This is a genomic window from Streptomyces sp. NPDC099050 (assembly GCF_044759865.1).
GTDB lineage: Bacteria > Actinomycetota > Actinomycetes > Streptomycetales > Streptomycetaceae > Streptomyces.
The window spans coordinates 33,484-53,389 of sequence record NZ_JBIWAE010000006.1; the positions used below are offsets into that span (position 1 = coordinate 33,484).

General features: G+C 71.9%; 15 protein-coding genes. 4 read left to right on the forward strand and 11 right to left on the reverse strand.

Annotated features, from left to right (window positions below; translation table 11 throughout):
* Positions 1 to 28: 28 nt before the first annotated feature.
* Genes ACIQV3_RS12315 through ACIQV3_RS12325 form a run of 3 tightly spaced genes read right to left on the reverse strand, consistent with a single transcriptional unit; the run spans position 29 to position 3,701 of the window.
* The gene (locus tag ACIQV3_RS12315; protein ID WP_403712348.1) at positions 29 to 2,497 is read right to left on the reverse strand and encodes an ABC transporter permease; all 2,469 of its coding nucleotides are present in this window, start codon (positions 2,495 to 2,497) and stop codon (positions 29 to 31) included.
* A complete protein-coding gene (locus ACIQV3_RS12320) occupies positions 2,494 to 3,180 on the reverse strand; it encodes an ABC transporter ATP-binding protein (protein WP_403712349.1) in 687 nt (228 codons plus the stop codon). Before ACIQV3_RS12320 ends, ACIQV3_RS12315 begins: the two co-directional genes overlap by 4 nt.
* Positions 3,177 to 3,701 carry a PadR family transcriptional regulator gene (locus ACIQV3_RS12325; protein WP_403712350.1) on the reverse strand — a complete coding sequence of 175 codons (525 nt, stop codon included), beginning with the start codon at positions 3,699 to 3,701 and terminating at the stop codon, positions 3,177 to 3,179. The genes ACIQV3_RS12320 and ACIQV3_RS12325 overlap by 4 nt, the downstream gene beginning before the upstream one ends.
* A gap of 175 nt (positions 3,702 to 3,876) precedes the next feature.
* On the opposite strand from ACIQV3_RS12325, the gene ACIQV3_RS12330 reads away from it, so the two are divergent.
* Complete coding sequence (locus ACIQV3_RS12330) at positions 3,877 to 5,376, forward strand: DUF2079 domain-containing protein (RefSeq protein WP_403712351.1); 1,500 nt, start codon at positions 3,877 to 3,879, stop codon at positions 5,374 to 5,376.
* Between the two features lie 54 nt (positions 5,377 to 5,430).
* On the opposite strand, the gene ACIQV3_RS12335 is transcribed toward ACIQV3_RS12330, so the two are convergent.
* From ACIQV3_RS12335 to ACIQV3_RS12345, 3 genes are read right to left on the reverse strand one after another with little or no spacing between them, the layout of a single operon-like run.
* On the reverse strand, positions 5,431 to 6,258 hold the full coding sequence (locus ACIQV3_RS12335) for a peptidylprolyl isomerase (RefSeq protein ID WP_403712352.1): 828 nt from the start codon (positions 6,256 to 6,258) through the stop codon (positions 5,431 to 5,433).
* Between the two features lie 59 nt (positions 6,259 to 6,317).
* Positions 6,318 to 6,596: a hypothetical protein gene (locus ACIQV3_RS12340; RefSeq protein ID WP_403712353.1), complete on the reverse strand. Its 279-nt coding sequence runs from the start codon at positions 6,594 to 6,596 to the stop codon at positions 6,318 to 6,320.
* Positions 6,593 to 7,507, reverse strand: a complete 915-nt coding sequence (locus tag ACIQV3_RS12345; protein ID WP_403712354.1) for an SPFH domain-containing protein — start codon at positions 7,505 to 7,507, stop codon at positions 6,593 to 6,595. The genes ACIQV3_RS12340 and ACIQV3_RS12345 overlap by 4 nt, the downstream gene beginning before the upstream one ends.
* 250 nt (positions 7,508 to 7,757) lie before the next feature.
* Here ACIQV3_RS12345 and ACIQV3_RS12350 point away from each other — a divergent pair, with 250 nt between their 5' ends.
* Complete coding sequence (locus tag ACIQV3_RS12350) at positions 7,758 to 10,028, forward strand: transglycosylase domain-containing protein (RefSeq protein WP_403712355.1); 2,271 nt, start codon at positions 7,758 to 7,760, stop codon at positions 10,026 to 10,028.
* Between the two features lie 90 nt (positions 10,029 to 10,118).
* Here ACIQV3_RS12350 and ACIQV3_RS12355 read toward each other — a convergent pair whose 3' ends face one another.
* The 3 genes from ACIQV3_RS12355 to ACIQV3_RS12365 all read right to left on the reverse strand — a co-directional run bounded on the left by ACIQV3_RS12355 (position 10,119) and on the right by ACIQV3_RS12365 (position 14,937).
* The gene (locus ACIQV3_RS12355; RefSeq protein ID WP_403712356.1) at positions 10,119 to 12,392 is read right to left on the reverse strand and encodes a SpoIIE family protein phosphatase; all 2,274 of its coding nucleotides are present in this window, start codon (positions 12,390 to 12,392) and stop codon (positions 10,119 to 10,121) included.
* Positions 12,393 to 12,622: 230 nt separating this feature from the next.
* Entirely contained in the window at positions 12,623 to 13,366 is a 744-nt protein-coding gene (locus tag ACIQV3_RS12360) for a DUF402 domain-containing protein (RefSeq protein ID WP_403712357.1), read from the reverse strand.
* Positions 13,367 to 13,509: 143 nt separating this feature from the next.
* Positions 13,510 to 14,937: a class II fumarate hydratase gene (locus tag ACIQV3_RS12365; RefSeq protein WP_403712358.1), complete on the reverse strand. Its 1,428-nt coding sequence runs from the start codon at positions 14,935 to 14,937 to the stop codon at positions 13,510 to 13,512.
* Positions 14,938 to 15,044: 107 nt separating this feature from the next.
* On the opposite strand from ACIQV3_RS12365, the gene ACIQV3_RS12370 reads away from it, so the two are divergent.
* Entirely contained in the window at positions 15,045 to 16,625 is a 1,581-nt protein-coding gene (locus ACIQV3_RS12370; RefSeq protein WP_403712359.1) for a ricin-type beta-trefoil lectin domain protein, read from the forward strand.
* Between the two features lie 96 nt (positions 16,626 to 16,721).
* Here ACIQV3_RS12370 and ACIQV3_RS12375 read toward each other — a convergent pair whose 3' ends face one another.
* Positions 16,722 to 17,492, reverse strand: coding sequence for a glycerophosphodiester phosphodiesterase (locus ACIQV3_RS12375; RefSeq protein WP_403712360.1), 771 nt, complete (start codon positions 17,490 to 17,492; stop codon positions 16,722 to 16,724).
* Positions 17,493 to 17,690: 198 nt separating this feature from the next.
* Between ACIQV3_RS12375 and ACIQV3_RS12380 the strand changes: the two genes are divergently transcribed.
* A complete protein-coding gene (locus ACIQV3_RS12380) occupies positions 17,691 to 18,047 on the forward strand; it encodes a hypothetical protein (RefSeq protein ID WP_403712361.1) in 357 nt (118 codons plus the stop codon).
* Positions 18,048 to 18,094: 47 nt separating this feature from the next.
* Here the strand turns inward: ACIQV3_RS12380 and ACIQV3_RS12385 are convergent, their stop codons facing one another.
* Complete coding sequence (locus ACIQV3_RS12385; protein ID WP_403712362.1) at positions 18,095 to 19,765, reverse strand: fumarate hydratase; 1,671 nt, start codon at positions 19,763 to 19,765, stop codon at positions 18,095 to 18,097.
* Positions 19,766 to 19,906: the final 141 nt, after the last annotated feature.

Here is a 19,906-nt window from a genome sequence, read left to right on the forward strand (position 1 = left end):
GAACGGGTTGCTCCGTGCGCGGGACGGGCTACTCCGTGCGCAGCCCGTCCGGGCGCATCAGGCGCAGCAGCGGCGGCAGGCTGAGCAGGGTCACCAGGACGGCCACGCCGCCGCCGATGCCCACCATCGACAGGATCGAGGTCCAGTCGATCCGGATCGCGGCGCCCGCCATCTGCATCAGCACCGTGCCGAGGGCGAGTCCGACCACCGTGGCCAGGGCGAGGCCCAGGCCGATCGGGAGGGCGGTCTGCCACAGCACGGAGAGGCTGAGCGTGGAGCGCTTGGTGCCGAAGGCGACCAGCGCCGACAGCAGTTGCCTGCGTTCGCGCAGCTGCTCCAGCTGGGAGACCAGCAGGCTGGCGCCGATCAGCATCAGCACGAGCGCGGAGCCCACGAAGAGTCCGGTCCGGATGGAGGCGAAGCGGTCGTTGACCTCGGTGGCCTGGATCGTCATGGGGACGGACAGCGGGTCGGCCTTGAAGACGGCGTTGCGGGCCAGCTCCATCGCGTCGGGCACCTTCGGGTCCAGCTTCACGTACACCCGGGAGGACTGGTAGCCGCCCATGCCCTTCGGGGCGGCGGCCGGGGTGACCAGCAGCCCGGTCAGCGTCTCGCCCATGGGGCCCTTTCGGGCCTGGACGGTGTGGGCGCCGGCGGGCACCGTCCAGGCGACCGGCTTCGCGCCGTCGCCCTCGTTCTCCTTGAAGATGTTCCCGGCGAACAGCTTCTCGCCGGGCCGCGCGGTATCGCCGGTCATGCCGCCCGGAGTACCGCCGCCGGTGATGACGAAGGCGTCGCCGTCCTTGCAGGAGGGCAGCTCCGCGTACTCCTTGAGGGCGGTGCAGGTGCCGGTCGTCACAGAGATCGCGGTATCCGTGTAGCTCATGCCCTTGCTGCGCCCGGCATTGGTCGAGGACTCCGCGACGACCTGGGTGATGCCCTTGGTCCCGGCCAGGGCCTGGGCGACGGCCTCGCCGCCGCCGCGGGTGCGCTGCATGACGGAGATCGAGGCCCGGGAGGGGTCGTGGCCGGTCTCGCGGGTGTACGAATCTGCGGTGGAGGCGAAGAGCATCTGCAGTGCGATGGCTCCGGCGACCGCGACGGCGATCCCGTTGACCAGGCGGGCGGAGCTGCCGCTGGTGAGCTGGAGCCGGCGGGCGGCCAGCTGCCAGGAGACCGGCCCCGCGCCGCCGATCCGGCCGACGACCCGTTCCAGTACCCAGGGAAGCAGGACGGTGATGCCGACGAGGAGCAGCACCACGCCGCCCGAGACCTGCCACTGGTTGAACTGTCCGCTGTCGTTGCCCTTGCCGATCATCGGGGCCAGCAGGCCGAGTCCGGCCAGCGGGAGCAGCAGCCGCCACCAGATCCGGCGCTTGCCCGGGGTGGTCGCGCGGACCACGCCGAGCGGCTCGATGACCACGCCGCGCAGGGCGAACAGGGTCACGGCGACGGCCGCGGCGGGTACGGCGAGTGCGATGAGCGCGGCCAGCCAGGGCGCCGGGTTGAGGTCGGAGGGGAAGACGCTGCGCTGGTAGAGGTCCATGGCCGGGGCTAGTTGGCGGGCGGCCAGGAAGAAGCCGGTGCCCAGGGCGAGGCCGATCAGCGATCCGGCGGCGGCCTCGCCCGCGGCGATCCGGCGGACCATCCGGGCGTCGGCGCCGACCAAGCGCAGGGCGGCGAGCCGGCGGTCGCGGCGGTCTCCGCCGAAGCGGACGGCGGCGCCGATGAACACGGCGACCGGCATCAGCAGGGCGACGAAGGTGAGCACCACGAGGAGCGTGAGGACGGGGTCCAGGCCCTCCGCCTTCCAGGTGCTCTCGAAGGCGGTGACCCGCTGGATGTAGTTGGGCGCTTCCTTCTGGAGCTGGGCGAGCCGGTCGCTGCCCGCGTAGAAGTAGAGGTCGCCGGGGCCCACCAGGCCTGCTTGGCCGATGGTCGCGACGATCTTCCCGTCGAGGCGGTCGCGCAGCAGCTCGCCCTCGCCGGTCTTCATCAGTCTGTCGAGGGCGGGGGAGACGACCAGTTCGCCGGGGCCGGGGAACCTCTTCACGCCCGGGGGCAGCGGGGCGTCCGGCCCCTCGGGCTGTACGAGGCGCCCGTCGACCCCGTAGGAACGGTACGTCTGGTTCACGTCGGTGATCAGCAGCGTGTCGGGGCCGGGCTGCTCGGCGGTGGGCGAGGTGTGCGTCTGGCGGGCGGCGCCGCGGGCGTCGCGGGCGGCCAGGGCGCTGGGGATCGCGCTGGTGACGAGCAGCAGGGCGACGCCGAGGCCGACGCCCAGGCCGGTGAGGAGGGTGCGGGTCCAGCCCTGGCGGCCGCCACCGAAGGCGAAACGGACACCGAGGCGGAGGTCGCGGAGCCAGACGGCGAGCGCGCCCTGCCTGCCGGGGCTGCCGGGGCTGCTGGGGCCGGCGGGGCTGCTGTGTTCGCCGGGCTTGCCGGGCTTGACCTGCTTGCCCGGCTTGTCGTGCTTGTTGAGGGCCCCGTGGCTCATACCGCGCGCTCCATGTCGCGGGACTTGCCGTCGCGCACGACGATCTCGCGGTCGGAGTACGCGGCCACGCGGGTCTCGTGCGTGACGAGGACGACCGCGGCGTTCGTGGACCGGGCGGCCTCGGTGAGGAGCTGCATGACGAGCTCGCCGTTGAGGGAGTCGAGGGCGCCGGTGGGCTCGTCGGCGAAGATCAGCCGGGGGTTGGTGACCAGGGCGCGGGCGACGGCGACGCGCTGGCCCTGGCCGCCGGAGACCTCGCCGGGGCGCTTGCCGCCGAGGTCGTCGACCTGGAGCCGCTCCATCCACTCCAGCGCGGTCCGTTCGGCCTGCTTGCGCTTCACGCCGGTGAGGCGGAGCGGCAGGGCGACGTTCTCCACGCAGGTGAGCTCGGGGACGAGCTGGCCGAACTGGAAGACGAAGCCGAACTCGCCGCGGCGCAGGGCGCTGCGCTCGGCGTCGTTCATGGCGGAGAGCTCGCGTCCGGCGTAGGTGATGGTGCCGGAGTCGGGGGTCACGATCCCGGCGAGGCAGTGCAGCAGGGTGGACTTGCCGGATCCGGAGGGGCCCATGATGGCGACGACCTCGCCCGCGTGGATGGAGAATTCGGCGCCGTCGAGGGCGTGGGTGGAGCCGTAGGTCTTGCGGAGGTCGGTGGCGCTGAGCAGCGTGCCGGCGGGGGTCATCGGCTTATCTCCTGGGCGAGCTGGTCGAGGCGGGCGGCGGTCAGTTCGAGCCACCGCAGGTCCGCTTCGAGGTGGAACAGGGCGTGGTCGCAGACCAGCTGGTCGGCGAGGTCCCCCTTGCGCTTGCGCTGGGTGAGGATGCGCATCAGGCGCAGGTGCTCGGCGCGCTGGGTGTCCAGCAGCTCCTGGGCGCCGCGGCCGGTGAGGAGGGCGAGCACGACCTTCGTGTAGAGGGTCGACTGGAGGTAGGGCTCGGGCTTCTCGGGCTGGGCGAGCCAGGCCTCGACGTCGGTGATCCCGGCGTCGGTGATCGCGTACCGCTTGCGCTCGGGGCCGCCGCCGCTCTCCACGCCGTCGACCTCGACCAGACCGTTCTTCAGCAGCCGGGACATGGTCGAGTAGACCTGCCCGTACGCGAGCGGCTTGTCGTGGCCGAATCTCTCGTCGAAGGTCCGCTTGAGGTCGTAACCGTGCCGGGGACCGGCTTCGAGGAGGCCGAGGAGTGCGTGACTGATGGACATGCCGAGGACTATACACGCGGTGTATACGCTCGATGTATACGCGCAGTGCATAGTGACGGAGGGCGGTCACCGGTGCCCGGATGTCCGCCATTCGAAGGAACCTGACCGCTCGGGAGACGGCCCCGGGCCCGGCCCGTACCGTCGCCACGTGCCGGCGCTGGCATCTTGAAGGTTCATGCGAGCACCCACCGGCAACGCCGCCGCCCTTCCACCGCAGCAGACGGGCACCGAGGTAGGGACGGCGCCGAAGCCGTCCGCGCACGGCCGCCCCGCGTCCGACTGGTGGATCTGGGCCATGGCGGGAGCCCTGTTCTTCGCCTACATGGCACTGTCCCTGCGGATCCACGAGCGCCTGCACTCCCGCAGCTTCGATCTGGGGATCTTCGTACAGGTCGTGCGTTCCTACGCGTCCGGGCAGCTGCCCGTTTCCGAGGTCAAGGGGCCGGACTTCCCGGTCCTCGGAGACCACTTCTCGCCGGTCCTGGCCCTGTTGGCGCCCCTGTACTGGCTGTGGCCGTCGGTGAAGGTGCTCCTCGTGGCGCAGGCCGCGCTGGTCGCCGGGAGCGTGCTGCCGCTGGCCTTCTGGGCCCGCCGGACGGTGGGCTCCGCGGCCGCCGCGGTCATCGGCACCTGCTACGGCCTCGCGTGGGGCATCGCGAGCGGGGTCTCCTCCGACTTCCACGAGTGGGCCTTCGCCCTTCCGCTGCTCACGCTCTCCCTGACGGCCCTCGCCGACGGCCGGCTGCGCGCCGCCGCGTACTGGTCCTTGCCGCTCCTGCTCGTGAAGGAGGACCTCGGACTCACCGTGGCCGCGATCGGCCTGCTCATCGCCTGGCGGGGCGGGCCGGGCGGCCGCAGGACGGGGCTCCTCACGGCCGCGGCCGGCCTGGTCGGGAGCGCGCTCGCCCTGCTGGTGCTGAGCTCCTTCCACCCGGGCGGGTTCGACGGCTACTTCCTCTCGCACAACCCCGGGAGCGGCGCGGCCGACGGGCCGGGGAACGGGTCGGGAGGCGGTGCGGCGGAGCTGCTCCACCGGTTCACGCTCGGTCTCATCACCCCGCAGGAGAAGGTCACCACCCTCATCCTGGTACTGGCCCCCACGCTGTTCCTGGCCCTGCGCTCCCCGCTCGTACTGGTCGCCCTGCCGTCGGTGCTGTGGCGCCTCGCCTCGACCTATCCGGACCACTGGGGGACCGGCTACCACTACTCGCTGCTGCTCATGCCGGTCGTCTTCGTGGCGTTCGCCGACGCCCTGCGGCTGCGGGGTGCGCGCGGGCGCGGCCCGTACCGCTACCTGGCGGGCTCCGCGGCGGTCACCATGCTGCTGCTGCCGCACTTCCCGCTGTGGCAGCTGGTCCAGCCGGCCACCTGGAAGGACGATCCCCACGTCGTGGCGGCCCACCGCGTGATGGACCGGATCCCGGACGGTGCCAGGGTCCAGGCATCGACGTACCTGCTGCCCCACCTCGCCGACCGCACCAGCGTCAGTCTGTTCGGCTGGGGGGACAGCCGGCCGGATCCCGAGTGGATCATCGTCGACACCACGGTCGCGCCGCACCTGCGGTGGCCGCAGTCGGCGATCCAGGAATCCATCGCCCTCGACCGGGCGCGGAGCCAGGGGTACCGGATCGAGGTTCAGCAGGACGGCCTCGTCCTGCTGAACCGCCGGTCCTGAACGCGCGGGCGGGCGGAAGCCGCTCCGTCAGCTCCGTCAGCTCCGTCAGTTCCGTCAGCTCCGGTCCGCCGGGTGGACCGTCACCGACCTGAAGACCACGGGCTGTTTGGGCCGCCCGTCGGTCGAGCCGTCCACCGTGCCGTTCGCGGCGATCCTCCGCAGCACGTCCAACCCGCCGACCACCCTGCCGAAGGGGGTCCAGTCGGGGGGCATGAGGAACTTCGGGTCGGCGTAACTGATGAAGAACTGGCTGCCGTTGCGGCCGGGCCGGGCCTTGGACAGGGCGACGGTGCCCACCGGATAGGCGGCGCCGCTCAGGTTCTCGTCGGGGAAGGAGTAGCCGGGGTCGGCCGTGCCCCGGCCGGCGGGGTCGCCGCATTCGAGTACGAAGATCCCGCTCGTGGTGATCCGGTGGCACGCGCTGCCGTCGAAGTACTTCTTCCCGGCGAGGAAGGCGAACGAGGTGGTGGCGCAGGGGGCGGCCTCGGTGTACGCCTCGATGACGACCTTGCCCTGGTCGGTGACCAGCTCGGCCGTGTACGGGCGGGCGCGTGCGGGGTCGTGCACGGGTACACCGCCCGCGCCGGCGGTGGTCGGGGTGTACGAACACGCCGCTGCCGCCGCCCCCGCCGCCGCTGCTCCGGCCGGCTTGGAGTCGTACGGGGTTCCCGTCAGGGAGAGCGCCGCCCAGATCAGCCCGGAACAGGCGGCGGCCACCGCGACGGCGGTGGCCGCCTTCCGCGCGACCGGATGGCGGCGGCCGCCTCCGGCGCCTGCCCCCGGGCCCGCCTCGGCCCCGGGGGCCGGTGCCGGGGCGGCTTCTGACGCGGGGGCCGCTTCCGCCGCCCCGCCCGGTCCGGGCTTCCCGTCGGTCGAGTTCATCCGAGCCCCGCATTCGTGAGAGACCCCCCGGGTGACGCGCAGAGCGTACCGAGGCGGCTTCAGGAATCGGGAGAGGCGCGGGGACGGCCCCGGGGCGGGATGGGGCCCGCCCCGCCGGGAAGCCGGCCGGCTTCGGACAGGGCGCGGCGGAGCAGGAACTCGATCTGCGCGTTGGCGCTGCGCAGTTCCTCCCCCGCCCATCGCGCGAGCGCGTCGTGCACCTGCGGGTCGAGCCGCAGCAGCACCTGCTTGCGGGGCTGCCGCCCGCCCTTCGGCGCCGGCGCAGGCTCCCCGGCCGCGCCGGGTCCGGGGGGCTCCGTACCGCTGTCGGGGCTCACTGGTAGAGGGTGCCCGCGTTGACGACCGGCTGGGCCGCGCGATCACCGCACAGGACCACCATCAGGTTGGACACCATCGCCGCCTTCCGTTCCGGGTCGAGGTCCACGATCTCCTGCTCCGCGAGGCGGTTCAGGGCGAGTTCGACCATACCGACCGCGCCCTCGACGATCTGCTTGCGCGCCGCGACGATCGCCCCGGCCTGCTGGCGCTGGAGCATCGCGGAGGCGATCTCCGGGGCGTACGCGAGGTGGGTGAAGCGGGACTCGATGATGTGGACGCCGGCCGCCTCGACGCGGGCGGACAGTTCGACGGCGAGCTTCTCGGTGATCTCCTCGGCGTTGCCGCGCAGCGACAGGCCGCCGTCCTCGTGGGCGTCGTAGGGGTACTCGATGGCGATGTGCCGGACGGCCGCCTCGGTCTGGGTCTCGACGAACTCGGTGAAGTCGTCGACCTCGAACACGGCGCGCGCGGTGTCCTCGACCCGCCACACGACCACGGCCGCCAGCTCGATCGGGTTGCCGTAGGCGTCGTTGACCTTCATGACGGGGGTCTCGTGATTGCGCACGCGGGTGGACAGCCGCTGGCGGGACGTCAGCGGGTTGACCCAGCGCAGTCCGTCGGTGCGGATGGTGCCGCGGTAACGGCCGAACAGCTGGACCACGCGGGCCTCGCCCGGCGCGACCGTGTTCAGCCCGCCCATGGCGATGAGGGCGGCGAGCGCCAGGACGACGCCCGCGGCGATCAGGCTCGCCTTGGCCGCGTCGGTGCCGGACACCGCGCCGAGCGCGATCAGGCCCGCCCCGGCGACCACGCCCGCCAGGCCGAGCAGCAGCGCCAGTCCGCCGCCCACGCTCCGCGCGGGGAACTCCCGTACGCCGCTCGCGGTACCGCCCGTGGTGGTCGTCATCATCTGCCCCGTTTCATCAGTGGCGGCCGGTCGAGCCGCTTAGCAAAGTGATATCACTTTTTCGGCTCGGGCGGGAGTGCGACCCCGCGCGCGGCAACCTCCGGGGCTCCCCGTGCGTCGGTTCCGGTGGGGTGGGTGCTCATTGTCACGTCCGAATTGCCCGCTATGCGCACCCGTTGGCCGGTTTTAGTCACAGGCTCCGGTGTTAGCTTTCTGAGCTGACGTCGGGGGGTAATCGAGCGGAGCGGGAGCGATGGGCCGAGCAGAAGCGCGAAGGGCTCAGCAGCAGCGCGGTGCACGGCGCGCGCCGCGCGGGCGCGGCAAGGACAAGGGGGGGAAGCAGGGCGGCAAGCCGGCCGGCATACGCCGCTTCTTCACCTGGAAGAGGATCTTCGGAGCCCTCTTCGGAGCCGTCCTGCTCGGCATGGCGGCCCTGGTCGGCCTCTACTTCTACGTGGACGAGCCGGACCCCAACGCGGACGCGCTGACCCAGAACAACGTCTACAAGCTGGCCGACGGCACCGTCATCGCCCGCGTCGGCGCGAAGAACCGCCAGATCGTGCCCATCGCGAAGATCCCGGCGGAGGTGCAGACGGCCTTCATCGCGATCGAGAACAAGTCCTTCTACGAGGACCGGGGCATCGACCTCAAGGGCATCGGCCGCGGCCTGTTCAACACCGTCACCGGCAAGGGCAAGGCCGGCGGTTCGACGATCACCCAGCAGTACGTCAAGAACTTCTACCTGACGCAGGACCAGACGGCGACCCGCAAACTGAAGGAGCTGATCATCTCCCTCAAGGTCGACCAGTCGAAGGAGAAGCCCGAGATCCTCGCGGGCTACCTGAACACCAACTTCTACGGCCGCAACGCCTACGGCATCCAGGCCGCCGCCCAGGCCTACTACGGGGTCGACGCCGAGAAGCTGACCCTCGAACAGGGCGCGTACCTCGCCGCCGTCCTCCAGGCCCCCAGCCAGTACGACTGGGCCACCGCCGGCCCGAACGGCAAGCGCCTCGTCATGATCCGCTTCAACGCCGTCCTCGACAACATGGTCGAGATGGGCAAGCTGGACGCGGCCAAGCGCAAGGACATGAAGTTCCAGGAGCCGGTCAAGCCCAAGGCGCTCCCCGGCATGGAGGGCCAGAAGGGCTACCTCATCCAGGCCGCCGACGAGGAGCTCAAGCGGCAGACCGGCATGACCGAGGGCCAGCTCAAGGCCGGCGGCTGGGAGATCACCCTCACCGTCGACCCGAAGAAGCAGGCGGCGCTGGAGAAGGCCGTCCAGGACGAGCTGGAATCCAAGCTCGACCGCAAGGGCCGCGCCGTCGACGCCGCCGTGCAGGCGGGCGCCAGCTCCGTGGACCCGAAGACCGGCGCGATCGTCGCGATGTACGGCGGCACCGGCCAGAGCGAGCAGTGGGCCAGCAACGCCCTGCGCAAGGACTTCCAGCCGGGCTCCACCTTCAAGCCGGTCGTGCTCGCCTCCGCCCTGGAGAACAAGGCGAGGACGCAGGACGGGAAGCCGATCACGCCCAGCACCCTCTACGACGGCACGAGCAAGCGCCCCGTGGTCGGCAGCGACATCCCGTTCAACCCGCAGAACCAGGACGACGAGGACTACGGCGACCCGCTGCTGACGGTGCAGTCCGCCACCAACTCCTCGGTGAACTCCGTGTACGCCCAGATGATCGTGGACGTCAAGCCGAGGAACGTGAAGAAGACCGCCCTGCAGCTCGGCATGCAGGACCGCGACGCCTGGCCCGAGGACCCGGCCATGTCGCTCGGCACCATGAGCGCCGACACCCTGGAGATGGCCGGCGTCTACGCCACCCTCGACAACCACGGCAAGAAGGTCACGCCGAGCATCATCAAGTCCGCCAAGCACGCGAGCCGCGAGTTCAAGCCAGTCCGTGCCGTCGGCGACACGGCCATCAGCCGCAAGACCGCCGACACCGTCACCAAGGTGCTCACCGGCGTCGTCCAGGACGGCTCCGGCAGGGCCGTGAAGAGCTCGGCCTACGAGGCCGCAGGCAAGACCGGCACCACAGAGCAGAACAAGGCCGCCTGGTTCACCGGGTTCACCCCGGAACTGGTCACCGTCGTCGCGATGTTCGGAGACGAGCCCGGCACCCACAACCAGGTCAGCCTGACCGGTACCGCCGGCGGCGGCCGTGCGGGCGGCTCCAGCTTCCCGGCGGCGATCTGGAAGGAATACACCCTCGCCGCGCTGGCCGGCGTGGAGACGGGCTCCTTCGACCTGGACGAGGCGGACATGGGCAAGGTCCAGTCGCCGACCGCCAGCACCACCCCGTCGGGCACGCCGAGCGGGTCCGAGAGCTCGAAGTCGCCGAGCGGCACCCCGACGCCGAGCAAGACGCCGAGCAAGACGCCCAGCGGCACTCCCAGCGGAACGCCGAGCGGGACGCCGAGCAAGACGCCGAGCAAGACGCCGACCCCGACCGCGTCGTCCTCGAAGTCGAACACGCCGAAGCCCCCGCGGCCGGATGAGGAGCCCGAACGGTAGGCACCGCGGGACCGGTATCCGTACGCACCACTGCCCCGCGGCTTCGCGCCCGCGGGGCAGTGGTGCGTACGGATGCGGCCGGGCTTCGGGTCAGCGGCGCTCCGGCGCCCCGGCGGCGGCCGGCAGCGCGAGCTCGAACCAGACGACCTTGCCGCTGCTCAGCCGGGTGGCACCCCAGCGGCGGGCCATCCGGTTGACCAGGAACAGGCCGCGGCCGCCCTCGTCGTCGTCCCGCGCCCGGCGCTGGCGCGGCAGCTGCGGGGAGTCGTCGCCGACCTCGCAGCGCAGTACGTCCGTCCGCAGGAGGCGCAGGGTCACGGGCCGCTCGGCGTACCGCACGGCATTCGTGACCACCTCGCTGACCAGCAGCTCCAGCGAGTCCTCCAGCTCCTCCAGCCCCCAGCGCGCCAGCGCGCGGCGGGCGAACCGGCGCGCCCGGCCCGGAGCGGTCTCCTCCGGGTCCAGGAACCAGTACGCCACGTCGCTGGGCGCGATCCCGTCGAACCGGGCCGCGAGCAGCGCGATGTCGTCGTCCCGGTCACCGGGGCCGAGCATGTCCAGGATGTCGTCGCACAGGGCCTCCAGCGGCGGCGGGTGGTCCAGGCCCGTCAGCTGCGCGGTGGTGGCGAGGCGCTCGCGGAGCTGCTCGATGCCGGTCCACACGTCCCGCAGCCGGGACTCGACGAGCCCGTCGGTGTACAGCACGAGGGTGGCCCCGGCCGGGGCGTCCAGCTCCACGGCCTCGAAGTCCACGCCGCCGACGCCGATCGGGGCGCCGGGGGGCACGCGCAGCACCTCGGCGCGGCCGCCCAGGTGCAGCAGGACCGGCGGCGGGTGGCCGGCGTTGGCGATGGTGATCCGGTGCGAGACCGGGTCGTAGACGGCGTAGAGGCAGGTGGCCATCCGGTCGGAGCCCAGGCGCTGCGCCTGCTCGTCCAGGTGGTGCAGGACCTCGGCGGGCGGCAGGTCGAGCTGCGCCAGCGTCTGGGCCGTCGTGCGGAGCTGTCCCATGATGGCGGCCGAGGTCATGGAGTGGCCCATGACGTCGCCGACGACGAGTGCGACCCGGCTGCCGGGCAGGGGTATGGCGTCGTACCAGTCACCGCCCACCCGGGCCGTCTCGGCGGCGGGCAGGTAGCGGCTGGCGAGGCGGACCCCGGTGGGCTGGGGGAGGCTGTCGGGCAGCATCGTGCGCTGGAGCTCGTCGGCGATGTAGGCCTCGCGGCCGTAGAGCATGGCCTTGTCGATGCCCAGCGCGGTGTGCGTGGCCAGCTGCGCGGCGACGAGCAGGTCGTTCGTCTCGAAGGCCGGCCGCTCGGGGGTGCGCAGGAAGACCGCCGCGCCGATGACGCGGCGGCGGCCCCGCAGCGGCGCGAGGATGGCCCGCTGGCCGCGCGGGACGGGGTGGTCGGCGCCCAGCAGCTCCGGCAGGGCGGCGCGGGCGGCGGCGGAGGACCCGAAGACGGGCCGTACGCCGCGCAGCACCTCGGCCAGCGCCCCGCCGGGGCGGATCTCGCAGAGCTCGGCCGCGGGCAGGTCACCCTGCGGCCCGACCAGGGCCAGCTGGCTGAAGTCGAGCTCGCCGTCGGGGGTCATCGCGCCGGTGGCGCCGGACGCTGCTCCCGCTCCTGCGCCTGCTCCCGCCCCCGCTCCCGCCCCCGCTCCCGCCCCCGCTCCGGTGAACTCGTCGATCGGCCGGAGCCGGTCGGTTCGGCGGAGCCTTAAAACGACCGGTCCGACGGGCCGCTCGTCGCCGACCGGCAGGGGATCGCGCAGGTAGACGAGGATGGCGTCGGAGAAGGTGGGCACGGTGGCCCGGCACAGGCCGAGCACGATCTCGTCGAGGTCGATGCCGCGCGCGATCCGCCGGGTGGCGGCTCCGACGAACCGCAGCCGGTCGCCCTCCCGCCGCGCGATGGTCGCGTCGGACCCGATGCCGCTGGGCAGTCCGGAGCCGGCGGCCTGCCCGAAGGCGCCGGCCTGCCCGCTCGCGCCGGGCCGCCCCGCCGCCTCGCGGGCGGCTTCGCCGTCGCGGGTGCGCGCACTGCCGGCCTCCGCGGCGGCGGCCTCGTCACGGCCGCCCCGGACCCGGGCGGCGCCCTGGCCGGGCACGGAGGCCTGGCCGGGCACGAAGGCGGGGTCGCCGGGCTCCCCGGCCCCTTCGGGGGCGGACGGTGCCCCCGCGGTGGCGCGGGGGCGGGGCAGGTCCGCCGCCTGGGGCTGCGCATGCGTGCGCACGGCCTCGGCCGCCGGAAGCGGGGCCTTGCCGTGGCCCAGTTCCTCCGTGCCGTGGCCGGGCTCGTCGGTCCGACCGCCGGAGGCAACCGGCTGTGGGCCCTCCTGAGAGGTGGGGTACTCCGTCACGCGTGGCATTCCGTCCGTTTGCGCTCGATGTGCGCTGCACTCAACTCGGTCAGTCGCGGTATACCCGCTCAGCGGCGGGGACACCATCACCCCGCGTTTCCGCGTCCCGCTCGTTACCTCTCGTCATCGCGTCGGCCAAGGTCAAATGCGGTGCTGCTGGCGACAATTGACCGTCGACGCCCCGGCGGAGGACGATCCTACGATTGCCCCCCGGGGGCGCATCAAGGGTCTCATGAGGTCATATGCGCCGGAGTGCGGTCCCAGTCCTCCGGCAGGGCCGGTACGCCCCAGGCCGGGTCCGGCCGCCAATCCTGCCAGCCCTCCGAGAACGGCGGACCCCAGGCCCTGATCACGTCCACCGCCGCGCGGCCGGCCTCGCGCACGCGCCGGGCCTGTTCCGGGTCCATCAGACCCGACCGCTGGGCCTGTGCGAACTCGTCCTCGTCCCGCCACTTCCACGTGCGGTCAGGGTAGACGGAGATGTCCAGGAAGTGGTCCTCGGAGTCGATGCCGCCGGACCACCGGGTCCGCGGCTCCTCCAGATTCACGTACCAGCTCTTGAATTCCCAGCCGTGGTCCCAGAACAGCCACACCGACCAGGGGTCCCCGGGCCGGGCCAGCTTCAGCACGCCCGCCCCGAACCAGCGCGACCGTACGGTGGTCCGCGGCGCGGTGTACCGGGTGGCGAGCGGTTCCTCGTGGACCGGGGTCCCATCGGCGAGCACCGGTTTGACGCACTCGGTCCCGGGGGCCATCCACACCGCGAGCAGCTCGTCGGTGTCGCTCACCACGGTCACGGGCCGGCAGATGTGGACGGCGCCCTTCGCGTCGGGCGCGTGATCGCGGTAGCGCCAGAGGACCTGCTCCCCGGGCGCCCAGCGGACGTCCTGCGCGCCGCCCCGCTCCGCACGTCGCGCCGAACCCCGTGCCGAGTCGCGCGCACTGCCGCCCCCGCGGCCTCCGGTACCTGTCATGGGCAGATCTTAGGGCGGGGGTCCCGGGGATCGCCGCGCCGCAGGTCACCGAGGTGTCCGAGGGCGGGAAACGACCGGATCCAGACCCTCCTGACGGGGCGGGGCGCGACGGGACGGGGCGCGGCGGGGCGGCCCCGCCGGGGTCAGGGGCGGGTCATCCGCAGCACGTCCAGCGCTTCGTCGAGCTGCTCCAGGGTGAGGTCGCCGCGGTCCACGTAGCCCGACTCCAGGACGACCTCCCGGATCGTCTTGCGCTCGGCGAGGGACTTCTTGGCGACCTTGGCGGCCTCCTCGTAGCCGATGTACCGGTTCAGCGGGGTCACCACGGAGGGCGAGGACTCGGCGTACTCCCTGGCCCGGGCCGTGTTGGCGGTGATTCCGTCGACGGTGCGGTCGGCCAGCAGGCGGCTCACGGAGCCGAGCAGCCGGATGGATTCCAGGAGGTTGCGGGCCATCACGGGGAGCATCACGTTGAGCTCGAAGTTGCCCGCGGCGCCCGCCACCGCGACGGCGGCGTCGTTCCCCATCACCTGGGCGGCGACCATCAGGGCGGCCTCCGGGACGACCGGATTGACCTTTCCGGGCATGATCGAGGACCCCGGCTGGAGATCCGGGAGATTGATTTCGGCCAATCCGGTGCGCGGACCCGAGGCCATCCAGCGCAGGTCGTTGCAGATCTTGGTGAGCGAGACGGCGACCGTACGGAGCATTCCGGACGTCTCGACGAGGGCGTCCCGGGCCCCCTGGGCCTCGAAGTGGTCCCGCGCCTCGGTCAGCGGCAGGTTCGTCGCCGCCGCCACCTCGGCGATCACGGCCGCCGAGAACCCGGGCGGGGTGTTGATCCCGGTGCCCACGGCCGTTCCGCCGAGCGGCAGTTCGGCCAGCCGGGGCAGCGCCGCGCGCAGCCGCTCGACGCCGTAGCGGAGCTGGACCGCGTACCCGCCGAACTCCTGGCCCAGGGTCACCGGGGTGGCGTCCATCAGGTGCGTCCGGCCGGCCTTGACGACCGCGGCGAACTCGGCGGACTTGCGCTCCATCGCGCCGGCCAGGTGTTCCAGGGCGGGGATGAGCTCGCCGGTGACGGCGGCGGTGGCGGCGATGTGGATGGAGGAGGGGAAGACGTCGTTGGAGCTCTGCGAGGCGTTGACGTGGTCGTTGGGGTGGACGGCGCGGCCGAGCCGCTCGGTGGCCAGGGTGGCGATCACCTCGTTGGCGTTCATGTTGGACGAGGTGCCGGAACCCGTCTGAAACACGTCGACGGGGAAGTGCTCGTCCCAGCGGCCTTCGGCGACCTCGTCGGCCGCCGAGACGATGGCGGCGGCGATGTCCGCGTCGATCACGCCGAACCGGGCGTTGACGGTGGCGGCCGCGGCCTTGATCCGCGCCAGGGCATCGATGTGGGACCGCTCCAGACGCTGTCCGGAGATGGGGAAGTTCTCCACGGCGCGCTGGGTCTGAGCTCGCCATTTGGCGTGCGCGGGGACGCGTACGTCCCCCATGGAGTCGTGCTCGGTGCGGTACTCCTCGGGGGCGTCGCCGAGGGCCTCGCCGTTCTGCTGATCACCGGTCATCTGTAGTGCCTCCTCAAAAAGTTGAGCAATTGTCTTGTTCGGACTGTTCCCAACTCGCCTACCGGCCAGTAAATACCGGGGGTAACACTGAGATCGGGGAGGCGTTCATGGCACGTGCCCGTACACAATCAAGGATCAGGCTCAGATCTACCTTCGCCGCCGTCGTGGCGGCGGCGGCCGCCCTCGGGGGCGTCACCGCCATCACCCCCATGGCCCACGCGGCGACCACCGTGACCACCGCGGGGTCCGCGACCACCGCAGGGTCCGCAGGGTCCGCCGGGTCCGTGGCGACGGCCCTCACGCCCGAACTGGAGGCCATCCGGGCCGCCGAAGCAGTCAAGATCTACGGCGACTCCGCGATCCGCCCCCTCGCCGACCGCAAGACCGGTCTGATCTCGCTCGGCGACAGCGAGATCTCGGGCGAGGGCATCGGCAACTACGACCCGGCGACCAACACCCCGTCCAACCAGTGCCACCGCTCGCCGGACTCGGCGATCCACCGCACCGGCATCGCCGCGGACCTCACCTTCAACGCGGCCTGCTCCGGCGGCTACACCGGCAACATCAAGATCGGCGGCAGCAAGCAGTACGCTGACGAGCTGGTGCAGAGCGACAGTCTGGCCATCAAGGCCCGCAACACCCGGATCAAGATGGTGCTGCTGGTCGCCGGGGCCAACGACGACCTGCAGTTCGGCCCGGTCATGACCGACTGCGTCACCCGCTGGGTGCTCAGCCAGGGCACCTGCGAGCCGAAGTACGGTCCGGGCTGGCAGGCGCGCGTCGACGGGCTGAAGCCCAAGGTGCAGTCGACGATCGGCGACCTCAAGTCTGTCATGCGCGACGCCGGTTACGCCGACTCCGACTACAAGCTGGTCGTGATGGGCTACCCCAGCCCCATCGGCCCCGACTTCAACGACAACCCCGACTTCCCCGGCAAGCTCCCCGGCGGCTGCGCCGGCTACGACTCCGACGCCACATGGGGCCGCAACTACGCGGTGCCCACCTTCGAGAAGGGCATGCGCGCGGCCGCCCTCGCCGCGGGCGCGACCTACCTCGACAACTCGCGGCTCTTCCACGGCCACGAGGTCTGCATGGAGGACACCTGGGCCCGCGGCCTCTACCTCGATCTCGGGGACCACTTCCCGTGGGACGAGAACACCGCCCGGCAGTCCTTCCACCCCAACTACCGCGGCCACGGCGCCTTCGCGTCCTGTCTGACCCAGCTGTACGCCTCCGGCCTGCGCGAGGCCTCCTGCGCCGACCCGGCGAGCACCGGCACCCCCGTCCTGCAAGCCGGCGCCTGGGACGACCTGTACAAGCCGCTGAAGAACGAGGCGACGGGCAACTGCGTCGACTCCAGCGGCAGCTCCAGCGCCAACAACACCAAGGTCCTCGGCTGGGACTGCCACGGCGGCCGCAACCAGGGCTGGTGGTACGACTCCGCGAAGAAGTCACTCCACGTCGAACTCACCCACGACCGCTGCCTGGACGCGCCCGGCGCCAACTACGGCAACGGCACCGCGATGATCATCTGGAATTGCCACGGCGGCGCCAACCAGCAGTTCGTCCGCGACGGAGCCACCCTCCGGCCCGCCGCCGCCCCGGGCACGTGCCTGACGGTGGCCGCGGCCCACGAGCCGCTGCGCCTCCAGACCTGCAACGGCTCGGCCAACCAGCGCTTCGTGTAACCCCCCCGACCGCCCCCGGACCCGTACCCCCGTGGGTCCGATGATCCGTACGACCCCCACACCCGGCCGGCGCACCCCGGCCGGGTCCTCATGGGCTCACATGTCGAGCAGCAGCTTGCGCACGTCCCGGGGCCGGTTGGTGATGAGCGTGTCCACCCCCAGGCGGACGCAGAGCTCCACGTCCTCGGGCTCGTCCACGGTCCATACGCGCACCTGGAGCCCCTTCGCCCTCAGCCGGCCCACCAGACCCGGGTCCCGCCGTACGAGCTCGATGCCCGGGCCCGCGTGGGTGGCGTACGGGGGCCGGACCGGCCGGATCCTGCGCTCGATCAGGTACACGGCGGGCAGTCCCGGCGCGAGGCGGTGCATCCGGGTCAGCGCGGACCGGGAGAAGCTCATCACCTCGACGCGGCCGGCTCGGCCGTCGGCGAGCCCGTACTCCCCGAGCAGCCGCACCAGCTCGGCCTCCAGGCGGCCGCCCGCGCGGGTGGGGTGCTTGGTCTCCACGGCCAGCCCGACGGGGTGGGGAGCGGCCAGCGCCTCCTTGAGCAGGTCCTCGAAGAGCAGCACCCCGGCCCCGGCGTGGCCGGGCCCCTTCCACGCCCCGAAGTCGAGGGCGCGCAGCTCCTCGTACGTCATCGCGGAGACGACCCCGCGCCCGTCGGAGGTCCGCTCGACCCGCCGGTCGTGCACGCAGACCAGCCGGTGGTCGGCGGTGAGCCGCACGTCGCATTCGAGCGCGTCGGCCCCGTCGGCGATGGCCTGCCGGTACGCGGCCATGGTGTGCTCGGGATGCTCGTGGGAGGCCCCGCGGTGAGCGATGACCCGCGTGGCGCGGGCCTGGGGGAGGTCGGTCGTCGCTGCCATACGGAAATCCTTGCAAACCGGGGTGAACACCCAGACGCGGGCTCGTGTCCCCGACGTTAACCGGATGCGGTGGCCCTGCCGGGCAGGGCAGGGTGTCGCGCCCCCGAGAGCCTCGACGGTGCGTGCGGGGAGCCGGCGGCCAGGCCTCACGGCGCCGGGGAATGGATACCCTGACCGGGCCACCCCTGGGAGGGCACCGTGACCACACAGCCTGACCACGGCGCGGCGCTGATCCCGCGCCCTGAGCGCACCCCCGAGGCCGTGCGGGTCGCCCTCGCGCGCATCGCCCCGCACCGCGTGGCCGAGCTGGAGCAGCACAAGGAGAACGCCCTGGCTGCCGCCATCCGCAGCGGGAAGGTCGGCCACCTCACGCACTGGCTCGACTGGTGGATGCGCGAGGTGGAGATCGAACGGCGTCCGGATCTCTTCACCCGTCGCAACGACGCCCTGGCCGCCATTCACCGCACCACCGGCAAGGATGATCCGAGCTTCCGCCCCGCCATGGACGAACTGTCCGCCGTCGAGACCGAGGCCGCTCGGGCGGTGACTGAGTGACCTGGAGGCCGGGGCGGGGCATCCGCTCGCCCCGGCGCAGGGAGGCGTTAGGCCAGGCCCGGGCCGCGGACCGGGATGTGGGTGAAGGTCGGTTCCGGGGCCGGGTCGACGAAGAAGTCGTTGCCCTTGTCGTCGACCACGATGAAGGCCGGGAAGTCTTCGACCTCGATCTTCCAGACGGCTTCCATGCCGAGCTCCTCGTACTCCAGGACCTCGACCTTCTTGATGCAGTCCTGCGCGAGGCGCGCCGCGGGGCCGCCGATGGAGCCGAGGTAGAAGCCGCCGTGCTTGCCGCAGGCGTCGGTGACCTGCTGGGAGCGGTTGCCCTTGGCCAGCATGACCTTGGAGCCGCCCGCCGCCTGGAACTGCTCGACGTAGGAGTCCATGCGGCCGGCCGTGGTCGGGCCGAAGGAGCCGGACGCGTAGCCCTCGGGGGTCTTGGCCGGGCCCGCGTAGTAGACCGGGTGGTCCTTCAGGTACTGCGGCATCTCCGCGCCCGAGTCGAGGAGTTCCTTGATCTTCGCGTGCGCGATGTCGCGCGCCACGACCAGCGGGCCGGTCAGGGAGAGGCGGGTCTTGACCGGGTGCTGGGTGAGGGTGGCGAGGATCTCGTCCATCGGCTGGTTCAGGTCGATGGAGACGACGTCGGCCGCGGATTCGGCCAGGTGCTCGTCCGTCGTCTCCGGGAGGAAGCGCGCCGGGTCGCGTTCCAGCTGCTCCAGGAAGACGCCCTCGGCGGTGATCTTCGCGGTGGCCTGGCGGTCCGCCGAGCAGGAGACGGCGATCGCGATCGGGAGGGACGCGCCGTGGCGGGGGAGCCGCACGACGCGGACGTCGTGGCAGAAGTACTTGCCGCCGAACTGCGCGCCGATGCCGATCTTCTGGGTGAGCTCGAAGACCTGCTGCTCCAGGGCCTCGTCGCGGAAGCCGTGGCCCAGCGGGGAGCCCTCCGTGGGCAGCTCGTCCAGGTAGTGCGCGGAGGCGTACTTCGCGGTCTTCAGGGCGTGCTCCGCCGAGGTGCCGCCGACCACGATCGCCAGGTGGTACGGCGGGCAGGCCGCCGTGCCGAGCGAGCGGATCTTCTCTTCCAGGAACTTCATCATGGAGGCCTCGTTGAGGACCGCCTTGGTCTCCTGGTAGAGGAAGGACTTGTTGGCGGAGCCGCCGCCCTTGGCCATGAAGAGGAACTTGTACGCGCCGCCGTCGGTCGCGTACAGCTCGATCTGCGCGGGCAGGTTCGAGCCGGTGTTCTTCTCCTCCCACATGGTGACCGGGGCCATCTGCGAGTAGCGCAGGTTGAGACGGGTGTACGCGTCGTAGATGCCGTGGGACAGGGCCGCCTCGTCCGCGCCCTCCGTCAGTACGTTCTGGCCGCGCTTGCCCATCACGATCGCCGTGCCCGTGTCCTGGCACATCGGCAGGACGCCGGCCGCCGCGATGTTCGCGTTCTTCAGGAGGTCGAGGGCGACGAACTTGTCGTTCGCGGAGGCCTCGGGGTCGTCGATGATGCGGCGCAGCTGCGCGAGGTGCGCGGGGCGCAGGAAGTGCTGGATGTCGTGGATGGCCTCTTCGGCGAGCTTGCGCAGCGCCTCCGGCTCGACCTTGAGGAACGTACGGCCGTCGGCCCCGAAGGTCGAGACGCCTTCGGAGGTCACCAGCCGGTACGGGGTGGAGTCCTCGCCCAGGGGCAGCAGGTCGGTGTACGCAAACTCTGGCATGACGGCAGTCATTCCCTCACTCGGCAGACGGCGCTGACGACCGTTTGGCAGCGCGGTGTCCAGCGTAGGACCTCTTCCGGTGGCTTTTGTTGTGAGGTAAGGCTCACTGCCCAGTATCGCGATCTATCGTGTCTCGCTATG

What these genes read in the sequence shown, in the direction of transcription:
- ACIQV3_RS12350 (WP_403712355.1), top strand. Translation starts at nt 7,758, where the DNA reads ATGGGCCGAGCAGAAGCGCGAAGGGCTCAGCAGCAGCGCGGTGCACGG.
- ACIQV3_RS12335 (WP_403712352.1), bottom strand. Translation starts at nt 6,258, where the DNA reads ATGAACTCGACCGACGGGAAGCCCGGACCGGGCGGGGCGGCGGAAGCG.
- ACIQV3_RS12315 (WP_403712348.1), bottom strand. Translation starts at nt 2,497, where the DNA reads ATGAGCCACGGGGCCCTCAACAAGCACGACAAGCCGGGCAAGCAGGTC.
- ACIQV3_RS12365 (WP_403712358.1), bottom strand. Translation starts at nt 14,937, where the DNA reads ATGACCGGTGATCAGCAGAACGGCGAGGCCCTCGGCGACGCCCCCGAG.
- ACIQV3_RS12330 (WP_403712351.1), top strand. Translation starts at nt 3,877, where the DNA reads ATGCGAGCACCCACCGGCAACGCCGCCGCCCTTCCACCGCAGCAGACG.
- ACIQV3_RS12360 (WP_403712357.1), bottom strand. Translation starts at nt 13,366, where the DNA reads ATGACAGGTACCGGAGGCCGCGGGGGCGGCAGTGCGCGCGACTCGGCA.
- ACIQV3_RS12325 (WP_403712350.1), bottom strand. Translation starts at nt 3,701, where the DNA reads ATGTCCATCAGTCACGCACTCCTCGGCCTCCTCGAAGCCGGTCCCCGG.
- ACIQV3_RS12375 (WP_403712360.1), bottom strand. Translation starts at nt 17,492, where the DNA reads ATGGCAGCGACGACCGACCTCCCCCAGGCCCGCGCCACGCGGGTCATC.
- ACIQV3_RS12370 (WP_403712359.1), top strand. Translation starts at nt 15,045, where the DNA reads ATGGCACGTGCCCGTACACAATCAAGGATCAGGCTCAGATCTACCTTC.
- ACIQV3_RS12320 (WP_403712349.1), bottom strand. Translation starts at nt 3,180, where the DNA reads ATGACCCCCGCCGGCACGCTGCTCAGCGCCACCGACCTCCGCAAGACC.
- ACIQV3_RS12385 (WP_403712362.1), bottom strand. Translation starts at nt 19,765, where the DNA reads ATGCCAGAGTTTGCGTACACCGACCTGCTGCCCCTGGGCGAGGACTCC.
- ACIQV3_RS12345 (WP_403712354.1), bottom strand. Translation starts at nt 7,507, where the DNA reads ATGATGACGACCACCACGGGCGGTACCGCGAGCGGCGTACGGGAGTTC.